The organism is Edwardsiella ictaluri ATCC 33202 (assembly GCF_000264785.1).
Lineage (GTDB): Bacteria > Pseudomonadota > Gammaproteobacteria > Enterobacterales > Enterobacteriaceae > Edwardsiella > Edwardsiella ictaluri.
Map to the genome: position 1 here is coordinate 1 of NZ_AFJI01000059.1, position 10,024 is coordinate 10,024.

The 10,024-nt window shown below is 42.1% G+C and carries 9 protein-coding genes and 2 pseudogenes; 5 read left to right on the forward strand and 6 right to left on the reverse strand.

Translation table 11 applies throughout. The annotated features are described in order from the left end of the window. Positions 1 to 709 (forward strand): hypothetical protein (locus EIEH_RS19280; protein ID WP_035609273.1); only part of this gene is annotated, 709 nt, incomplete at its 5' end. 7 nt (positions 710 to 716) lie between these two features. Here EIEH_RS19280 and EIEH_RS18480 read toward each other — a convergent pair. Beyond that, positions 717 to 1,363 (reverse strand): annotated as a pseudogene (locus tag EIEH_RS18480) (IS1 family transposase). A gap of 57 nt (positions 1,364 to 1,420) precedes the next feature. Between EIEH_RS18480 and EIEH_RS17625 the strand changes: the two are divergent. Then, positions 1,421 to 1,991, forward strand: a pseudogene (locus tag EIEH_RS17625) (transposase); the annotation flags it as partial. 231 nt (positions 1,992 to 2,222) lie between these two features. After that, entirely contained in the window at positions 2,223 to 2,618 is a 396-nt protein-coding gene (locus tag EIEH_RS18970; protein ID WP_015870893.1) for a hypothetical protein, read from the forward strand. A gap of 54 nt (positions 2,619 to 2,672) precedes the next feature. Here the strand turns inward: EIEH_RS18970 and EIEH_RS18975 are convergent, their stop codons facing one another. Further along, positions 2,673 to 3,134: a hypothetical protein gene (locus EIEH_RS18975; RefSeq protein WP_015870892.1), complete on the reverse strand. Its 462-nt coding sequence runs from the start codon at positions 3,132 to 3,134 to the stop codon at positions 2,673 to 2,675. A 635-nt stretch (positions 3,135 to 3,769) separates the two neighbouring features. On the opposite strand from EIEH_RS18975, the gene EIEH_RS18980 reads away from it, so the two are divergent. Continuing rightward, positions 3,770 to 4,024, forward strand: coding sequence for a hypothetical protein (locus EIEH_RS18980; RefSeq protein ID WP_160162447.1), 255 nt, complete (start codon positions 3,770 to 3,772; stop codon positions 4,022 to 4,024). An 11-nt stretch (positions 4,025 to 4,035) separates the two neighbouring features. Next, complete coding sequence (locus EIEH_RS19285; protein ID WP_155961420.1) at positions 4,036 to 4,275, forward strand: hypothetical protein; 240 nt, start codon at positions 4,036 to 4,038, stop codon at positions 4,273 to 4,275. 177 nt (positions 4,276 to 4,452) lie between these two features. On the opposite strand, the gene EIEH_RS18490 is transcribed toward EIEH_RS19285, so the two are convergent. The 4 genes from EIEH_RS18490 to EIEH_RS08615 all read right to left on the reverse strand — a co-directional run bounded on the left by EIEH_RS18490 (position 4,453) and on the right by EIEH_RS08615 (position 9,758). Next, positions 4,453 to 5,222 (reverse strand): IS5 family transposase gene (locus tag EIEH_RS18490; protein WP_107775157.1). Its coding sequence is split into 2 segments (ribosomal slippage): positions 4,453 to 4,914 and positions 4,917 to 5,222, totalling 768 coding nucleotides; the frame shifts between segments, so codons are not numbered across the junction. Positions 5,223 to 5,527: 305 nt separating this feature from the next. Beyond that, positions 5,528 to 8,044, reverse strand: a complete 2,517-nt coding sequence (locus EIEH_RS08605; protein WP_015870888.1) for a fimbria/pilus outer membrane usher protein — start codon at positions 8,042 to 8,044, stop codon at positions 5,528 to 5,530. A gap of 47 nt (positions 8,045 to 8,091) precedes the next feature. Next, positions 8,092 to 8,787, reverse strand: a complete 696-nt coding sequence (locus EIEH_RS08610; protein ID WP_035609284.1) for a fimbria/pilus periplasmic chaperone — start codon at positions 8,785 to 8,787, stop codon at positions 8,092 to 8,094. 98 nt (positions 8,788 to 8,885) lie between these two features. Then, positions 8,886 to 9,758 (reverse strand): DUF1120 domain-containing protein, encoded by an 873-nt coding sequence (locus tag EIEH_RS08615; RefSeq protein WP_133175601.1) that lies wholly within the window; start codon positions 9,756 to 9,758, stop codon positions 8,886 to 8,888. Between the last annotated feature and the right edge of the window lie 266 nt (positions 9,759 to 10,024).

Here is a 10,024-nt window from a genome sequence, read left to right on the forward strand (position 1 = left end):
TAAATTAGATGCATCGGTCAAGTCTCAAGGCAAACACCCAGGAACATGGGCTGATATAAATAATTTATTTTCCGGATTTTCTCAAAGGGAGATCTTATCATCAATTGACAACAAGCATTCATATGTTATTGGTTTGGCCTTATCTGACGAGATAAAAAATAAACAAAAAGAAATGAAAAACATCGGGTTAAATTTGGAGGATAGTTTCTTTTTGGCAGGGCTGATTCATGGATACTTCAACACCTCAAGCTTACCCAAAAATAAAGAGATAGAAATCCAGCAAGGGATATCTAAAACAATCACAGATAATATCAACCGAAACCTTGAAATGTCCGTACTGAAAATAAAAAAAGAAGTATCAGGAAAAAAGATACTTCCCGCCAGCACTGATAAATTCGTTTTCACCCTTGATAAAGAGGGAAGTCACGGATACAAACGAGGCAATACCGTTACATACAACGTAACCGAGATGAAGCTGAATGGTGAGCTAATAAGAAGCAGCACCAACAATAAAGTTACTTACAACACTGAAACCCCCGACTATATGCGAATTGCAATCAAGGAAGCCAAAAAAGGTGGTGAAATTTCCGTATATGGCTTGGCCATTAATATTTATGGCAACAACATCCCGCCGGGGATTTTTGCGGACACCCCCGTCAAACTACAATTCAATTTAGAGCCTATATCAATAGGAGATCATTCCAAATAATAAACCCCTACTCCAGCAACAATATATTGCTGGGTGATGCCTCCAATGAGTATAACATGTTTTTTTCGATAAAAGCTCCGATGACTTTTTCGTGGTTCTCAACCGAGCGTGAGAAGAAGATTGTTTTACGGGTAAGCCGCTTAATGCGGGTACGGAGCGTCAGGTTATTACGCTCAATGCATTGGGTGAATATTTTGCCGATTAGATGCTTATCCTTCGACACCCCCGGCCATCGCTACCCCGGTCGGCGCTGGTGATCGTGCCAATGTGAAATGGCGTGAGCCGTGCCAGTCGCTCCCGGGCTTTACTGCCCACGAAGCTCCATTGCTCATCAAGTTCGCAGATAAGCGCTCCATCAGTATGGGCGACGGGTGAATGACGTTATTCGCTTTGGCGCACGTTTTTTAACGCCCGGATGACGGTGTTAATGCCAATTTTCAGTGTACTGGCGGTATCGCGTACCCCGGCCCCCTTGAAGGCCATTTCAGTGATCTGCTCTTTAATACCCGGTTTACGGGCTGCATAGGCGTAAGTAAGTTGAAAGACGCGGCGACCGTCACGGCAGCGAAATCTGTCATGGCCTTTAGGATTCTGGCCATGGCGGTAAACCTGAGCAGACTGACAACGGGGACAATGAACGTTAACGCTGACCATGAAAGAACCTCAAAAGAGAACATTGTACATCAGATTCAACTAATTAGAGGCATTACCGATGAAAAGGTGACGGCAATCCATAAAGCGCTGGATGAATGCAGCCCGAAGCATCCGATATTTTATGAAGATGATATGGATATCCATCTTCATCCCAAATTAATCCCTAAGTCGGTGCAGACTGTCAACTGCGTGGACAACAAAAGCGCGTAGTGGCACCCGGCAGAATGAAAAACACTCTCTGGCTGGCGCGTTACACAGCGAAATGGACAACATCTGTCATGTGGGTGGCAGCAGCAGAAGCTGAGTCTTATTTATCAGTCTGTTGAAACACCTGAAGTCGACGTATCGACGGGCAAAAACGATAACGCGCATTGTGGACAACGAGCTTATCTACAAAAGCAGGGAAACGCAGCAGTAGTTGAAAGAAAACCCAAAGCTCAGGGTGATTATCGTCCGGTTTACTCGCCATGGGTGAGTCAAATTGAGCAGTTCTGACAGGCACTTCACCATACGATGACGCGCAATCATCTGTGCCGTTCAATGTGGCAACTGTTGATAAGGATTCATCATTTTATGGAAACCATGAGTCCATTTCCCCGGAGGGAAACATGAGCTGGAAAAAGTGTAGCGGTATTCGCACAGCGATTTAGAAGACGTTACAAGCTTATGTAATAAGCATCGTAATGAATCCATAATGTAAGCACCTGAGCCTATAGCCGAGAATAAGATATAACTATTGATTATTGTGCCAGAGTTAGAGTAGAATAAATCAATTTGGAGATAATCTTTGTAACGCGATTTGAGCTTATTTTTTGCTCAACGCTCAAAGTGATCACGTAACGGAGCAGTGATTAACAGCATGAAAAAGCATAATGTGATTTACTTAGCAGTAATGATAACCTTGTTACAAGGCTGTACATTGCAGCCGTCACACACTAAAAACACGCCCCCAAAAGCACCAAGCAATGGATACGAAGAGGTGAACGGGATATCTTCCGATCTCCAAACCTGCCTATTTGAAGCCAATCAATTAAAAAGCATAGACGATAAAAAATACAGCAATCAAATATTCACCTTATACAAAACTGTTTCTGAAGCAAAATATTACATGTCTATCTATAAGAGTATCAATCAAGATACTAAAAGCACCATTACTCCACTTTACACTTATAAAATAAATAATATTTGCAATGCTATATCTCAATCAATGATGAGTGAACTTGAGAAAGGCGTACTGCAAAGTGTAGACAAATAAAAGAATGCCCTACATTATGCATGTACCAAAAGAGTTGCATAATGTAGGGCCTATTTAATTACGCTCATCCAGCTTATAACACGCACTCAAACAATCAATAACAATATCCGAGTATGTTCTGCCTGTCCTTTTGGCTGCCGTTCGCAAATATAAAATTGCATCTTTGGTTAACTTACAAGACATACAGGCATAACTTGATGATTCTTGAGATACTTTCTCTTTTCTTTTACCATTTCTCACCGCTTGCATTGCACGCCGATAAATAACCTCCGGCATTATTTTCTTTATTGCCTCGATGGCCCTGGCGGTAAACTTGATCTCATCAAATAAAGCATTACCTTCAGCTAATGCATCTCTCTCGCTGGTGAAAGAGTTTATCTCTCTCTCAATAATATCAATGGCACTCAAGATTAAACGATGTTCATAACCAGAATATTCATTGCTTTCTCTGGCCCGATAAAACCATAACATCAATACATGTAAATCAGATACCGCCAGTACATGAGTTCGAGCCATGATATTGGCCCTCCAGCGAGTAAACCTAATGATATTCGCCTGTATGACAAAACTGACATTGTTACCTCAGTCGGTCACGCCTAGGTGTAACACACGATTACATGAGGCCTTGCTTTTTCGACGACAAACATCACTGTATGTAACCATACCACAGCGCGAGCAGTTTTCAAGCAACGCCAGAGGGAAATCTGTTTCTATTTATTATAGTCAAATGTTTAAGATATTGTTTTATATCAAAAAAATAACCATTAATTACTTTAAATTATACCTCTAATGATTTAAATATCAAAATGTTATATTTAAAAGTTCAAGTTCTGCATGCCATAGACGATAAGGCTGTTTGTGGCTATAGTAGCGCCGACCAATACGTTCCCCTTTTCAATACCAGGAATCTTAGATGAAAAAACTGATAATTCAGCTTACTCTTTTTCTCTTTTGTTTTCTTTCATTAGCCAATTCTTTTGCCGAAAATCTGCAAACCAGTGCATCGATAAGTATCATTGGTGCTATTGACGCAACCAATTCATGTAATACTTCAATAAAATCAATGAACAATACATCAACATATACTTTGGCTAATATACAATGTACTTACCCCACCAGTGTTCAGGTGAGATATCAATCAAGTGCCGGCATTGTCACCCAGCACAGTAACAGTAACAGTAACAGTAACAGTAACAGTAACAGTAACAGTAACAGTAACAGTAACAGTAACAGTAACAGTAACAGTAACAGTAACAGTAACAGTAACAGTAACAGTAACAGTAACAGTAACAGTAACAGTAACAGTAACAGTAACAGCAACAGTAACAGTAACAGTAACAGTAACAGTAACAGCAACAGTAACAGTAACAGTAACAGTAACAGTAATGACGACATCACCGCACTGACACCGCAAGAGGTGAAAGTCAGACCGGCCAGATCAAAAAAAATCGCATTTATTGTCAGTGAAACACCAGAAGTTCGCCAGCAAGAAGCCACCTATACCATTTCAAGCACCAGCGGAAATATATCCATAGTAAATCATAAAAATGAATATGTGGCTTACAAGCAATATAACATCCCGCTATCCATCACAAAAAAAAATAGCGGTAACAAAAGTCAAAGTCACCGCATTACGGTTGAGCTGTACTTTCTATAATCTTATGCATTCTCTGGAGACATATGGGCTTTAGTTCCTATCCCTGTAGACCTATTTTGTTGCACCCAGTTTGGATACCGACAGCGCGCAACAACCGGAGCGTACACACAGTACGTGAGGATTATAAGCACGGTCCAAGACTAAAATGGCAAATCAAATAGCTTAATAAGATAGGCTCTAAGAGCCTATCTCAATTAGAATTTTATTCCAGACCATAAGACCACGGAGAAAATGCAGCATGGCCTCGTAATTTTCAGACGTCTTTTCCCATAGGGTCATTACCCGGCGAAAGCGATTCATCCAGCTATGCCTCCTCTCGACGACCCAGCGATAAGCCTTGAAGTTTGTGGTTTTACTGGCATCTGATTCCCCTTTACGGGAGTGGATATGCGGCTCATAACGACGGCCTGCAAGTATGTTTTCAGCCAGCCCACATAAGTAGCCTTTGTCCAGGCAGAGCCTGAATCTTTGCCCCGGACGTCCCGTCTGAAGCACATCGCGTGTATCCGCAACCCGTTTGATGTCATGTGTGTTGACTGCTGCGACAACCAGCGACAGCGGAAGCCCGTTGGGGCCTGTCATCAGATTGCGCTTTACGCCTTGTTTCCCTCTTTCCGTGGGATTGCGGTCTATTTTTTTGTTCCTGACAACGGCGATTTGGTCATACAGCCATCCATCGACAACCAGGACCAGTCAATGCCGTCAAGACGTTCACAGGCCAGCAATCCATTCTGCCAGAAACGTTCGAAGACGCATGCATCGCGCCACTCCTGGAAGCGCCGGTGCGCTGAGCTCGATGAGCATATCCCTGTGGCATTCAATGCGTCCCACTGGCATCCGGTACTGAGGACGCAGAATATGGCATCCATTGCGGCACGATAATCAACGCATTTCCAATGCGTACCGAGTGGATGGCGGGTTTTGTGCTCTGGGATAAACGGGGCCATTTTTTCCCATAGCTCATCGCTGATCCGTCATTTGCTGCCTGTCCCTATTTTCACCTGCAGAAATTATCATTTACGACATTCTTACGATCCCTTCTGGGATCGGTTCTAAGTATCATCGATAGCAGAAACCTCATCAGAGGTGATATACCCAAAGAGCAATATCTACCAGATAAGTGCACATCGCAGACACCAGCAAGGCTAAAATAACTGTCGAAATAACCCTAGCGAGATAATCCCTGCACGCTATTTCACCGAACTCTCCGATACACCGATGAATGCATTTATTATTTTGCTAAGAGGTGTTTTTACTTTAACGGATAGCAGATTACATCTCCACTTTTCTCTTTAATCAATTTTTCCGTTAATTCAAACTTACACCGAGGAACATCGTTTTCAGATACCAGATACTTATACACATGCTGTGCCCCTTGATCTGTTTTTGCTTTATAGTCAATGGCTAAGTTTTGCTCCGGACCGACAACGGTCACAAACTCACCACTGTCGGTGGCAACCACGGCACCGGCAATCAAAGGCTCACCCACTTTCGCCAGCAGTTTATACAGACCCGTAATATTCTTACCGAATTTAAAGGTCACATAGGATATGCCGCCAAACCCGGATTTCACCGTCTCCTCTCCACCAATGGCATATACATCCTGAGGCAACCCATCCATATTGACTGAAATATTATTAGGCCGGTATGGATAAACCTTTGATATAACAGCCCGCCCGGTAATAGTGGGGGAAACTGGACCGCTGGGCCCGTCAATGACAACGCCATTCTCTCCCTCTACTGAGGCAATCGCAAAAGTATCGTCGATACGATCAGATGAAAAATCAATCCCTTTTTTCGTAATCGCCACCCCACCAGAGATCCCAGCATTATAAGACATCCCCTGCAGATCCTTTTGCTTATTATAAGTAACCCCCCCGGTATAGGTAGTCATGGCCCCCCGATAGGATCCCTGAGCAAAGGAGTACATATTCCCACCAACCTTGGTTTTAATGCTATTGGTGCCAACCGTTACATTCGCTTTCCGATCCAGATAACTGTTGGTGTATGTGGTTGTAATGGACTGCTGATCAGCGACTTTAGAAAAAGATGAGCCCATTATTCCCCATCCCCCCATAGGAATAGAGACATTCAGGAATACAGAGTTCTCATTATCAGACTTTTGCAGAAATACTGATGCTGTTGCATATTTAAACTGTTTTGACAAAGATGCGTACATCCGCTTATAGCTTTTCCCAGAATAATATTGGTCGACACCGACACCGACCGAGGCAGCAATATTGGCTGGTAATGGATATGAAAGTGATGTGGACAGTGACTGCTTTAATTTATTGGAGTTATCGATTCTTCCATCATTTGTTAACAGTGGAGATGCACCTCCATAAATATCATATGGGTCCAGATAGTCCTGACTTCTGTAGGAATAGTTCAATGATGCTGTTGCACGCTCAATATTGATATTTGTTGAGGCACTGATTTTCCCTCCAGTCTGACTGGTTCTGCCGTAACGGGAAAAGAACATCTGATATGTTCCGGCAATCACGTTGTCAAAGAGGTTTATAGAATAGGCAGTAGCCATATTTTGATAGGCTTCGGTAATCAACGCAGAAACAGAAATATTCTGTTTTTGACTGAGTGCCAGGTTATATGTACCGGTCAACGTAAACTTATTTTTCTCAGGCATCGCAGTATTGCTATTACTGTTCATGGACCTGCTTCCAGAAATGTTGGCCGTATTCCTAAACTGCCCCAAGGCAATGGAATACCAACTATTGGAAGAGGTATTAATCGCATTGCCAACAACATAAGGATACGTAACGATACGACCATCATCACCGACAATTCTAATCATCAGGTTTTGTGATGCGGTATTAACAGGAACATTACTCAAGGCAAAGTCCCCGACAGGAACCCGGGTGCTATATATCACATTGCCATTTTGCACAACTTCAATTTTTGATGGCGTATCAGCAAACCCCTTAATCGCCTGTGTGGTACCCAACTGAGTAAACGAGGTTTCCGGTGCATACTGCGCACCAACCAGTGACAGACCAGAAAATAATGAGTTTTGTGTGACAATCTCACCCGCCTGGACTTGCTCTCCACTTTCAAACTTACGCTCAACAAATGAACTTTCACGGTAAAAATTAGAATCTTTATTCTGCTTGGAATAATACATGTTATTTTTCAATGACCAGCCATTGAATAGTAAATTCGTCTCAAACTTACCAAAAACTGATGAAAAAGACTGCCTTTCAGTCGTCGATGACAGTTGAGAATTGCTGGCGCTCAGATTATAATTAAGCAGCGTAGCAATACCAGTTGTTGGATATTGTGAGTAATGACGCTTAATCGAAGATCGACTCATACTAAAAGTATAATTAAGCAATGCGCCTAAATTTTTTGATGGATACTCTTCATAATACTTTTTGAATAATGCCTCTGGAATAACCACCTGCAAGGATGATGTGGTTCTGTTTAACTCCACTTTCATAGAGGAAATTTCTTCCTTTGAAAACTGCGAAGGATCTATCTCTGGGAAAATCAATGAGAAAAACTGACCATCTTTTTTTACCTCACCATCATCACCAACCATGACCCAATCTGATGTCACTTTATTACCGTTCAGATACACATCAACCAGATATTTACCTGCTGGAGACTTATTACTCTCCAATTGATCAAGGGTGGAGGCAGAAACCCCAAGTTGTTTCAGCATGCTCGCCTCAAACTCTGCATGAGCCGATGATGAGTATGCAGTAATTATTGGAGCCATAGAGAGCACTAAGATACAATAATCTGATTTCATGCCTCACCTCAACACGTAAGGGCGCTGATTGCTCACCAATTAACTGATTAGTTTGTGATGGTATAAGGTGGTAGAATACTTGCTGTGGTTGAGACGGGACTTATCTCGACGGATTTCAGTGACGCATAACTTATAGTATCGAATTTAATATCTTGACCGGGTAGGATAAAACCATTTGTAATATTTATCGACTTTACCTTTCCGGAATCATTAAACTTTACAGTCTTCATCAAACGCACAACATACAGTGAATCATTTTTTAAGCTCACCCCCCCATTGCTGTTTTCTATCTTTAATCCTTTCCAGGGTTCAGGATTTTCAACCAATGCGGCAGGACGTGCAACAGCGGCAATGTTATAAGATGAATTAATGATGGTTTTTGTCTTGTTGTTGGGTTCACTGGTCAGTTCCTGAAAGCGTAAGCGCCCCAGCATTTCTTTACTGATGGTTTTATCCTTAAGGAAAATTCGAACAACCTGACTTTCCCCCGGTTTTAATTTTGATATGGGTGGTGACAACATAAAAAGGGACCGGCCAGCAATGGCTTTGGTCTCATCTTCTGATTCAGAGGCGAATAACAGAATTTCCTGAGAACCCAGATTTTTGACTGCAATATGGGCCTCTCCGGTTGTTGCACTCACCACCACACCACTTTGGCCAATCGAGAAATTTGCCATGGCATTTGGTGAGGTCATAAAAAAGGCAGCGGTGATGGCTGAAACAGATAAAATAGATGTTTTCATATTATACCCCAATTATAATCTCATTACGTCATCGTGGTTAAATAAGCAAGGCGGAAACCGCCTTGCTTAGGATAAGCATTTAGAGGAAGATGAATCCTTTACAGGGTGTAAAGCTCCAGCGTCATGGTATTGTTCAGGGACAGCGTAGTACCCTGAATATCGTTTTTCCATCCGCTTGCCAGCGGGTCATAGTACATACCGACACGGAATGGATAGACGAATGTGGTAGCTGAAATGGGATGGGCGTTAGTATCTACTACGGTAAAAATATTATTGGAGTCTCCGGCCAAACTTTTAATAACACTATAGTTTGGTGCACCGGTAAATGTACTGCTGGTACTTACACTGGACAGTGTCTGGTTGCCGATTGCAGCGTACCATGCAGATGCACCTCCTGCTGTTGGCCCTGTAGCCCCGATATCTGCATAAACGTGGGCAGCATCTTTGTTGGTGCTGGTTCTGACAAGACCAAATTTATGGGCTGCAGCAGCGCTGTTTGGCAGAGAACTGCTAAATTTGACGGCCGTAGCCACCGGGAATGTGCAGTTTACGGTCGCATTAAAGGCTTTCATTGAACCCATAATATCACCATTTGGCGCATTCAGGTCAGCCACGCTGCGGGTTCCCACATCGAGCACCCCACCGCCGTCTACTGCAATGGTACAGGTATTGGCGCCATTAATGGAGCCAGTGATACTGACAGTTGCAGAGCCAGCCAGAGTTTCAGCTGATACATTAGTTGCCATCAATGCAGTTCCGGCGGTGGCTACTAACAGTGCGATAGCATGAAGTTTTTTCATAGTAACACCTTTGCGATTAAGTGAGTCCGGATATAACACATCGAAAACCATTACAATCTGTCTTGCTGCTACTTTTACCAGAGCGCCTTCATCAGGCACAATTAATTTATAGGAATATAAATAAATATATTCAAGTAAGTTTTTAAAAAAAATAAATTCGTTACTATTCAACAATATACACAATAAAAAAATAAAAATATTTTTCTAGGCAAACGGTTACTTACCAAAACAAAAAACCAAAAAATAATGAATAACACATAATTAAGATGATGTTTTTTTAAAATCACCGGGCACAACGGCACTACTGATAGTTATTTATTTCATGGTTAATAGCATGTAAAACACCAAAAAAAATAAAATGCAACTAACACATAAATAGAGTTTAATCAGTTATTGTATTAATCTGTGTTAAGAACACAGGCTTTGCTGAGGCTTTG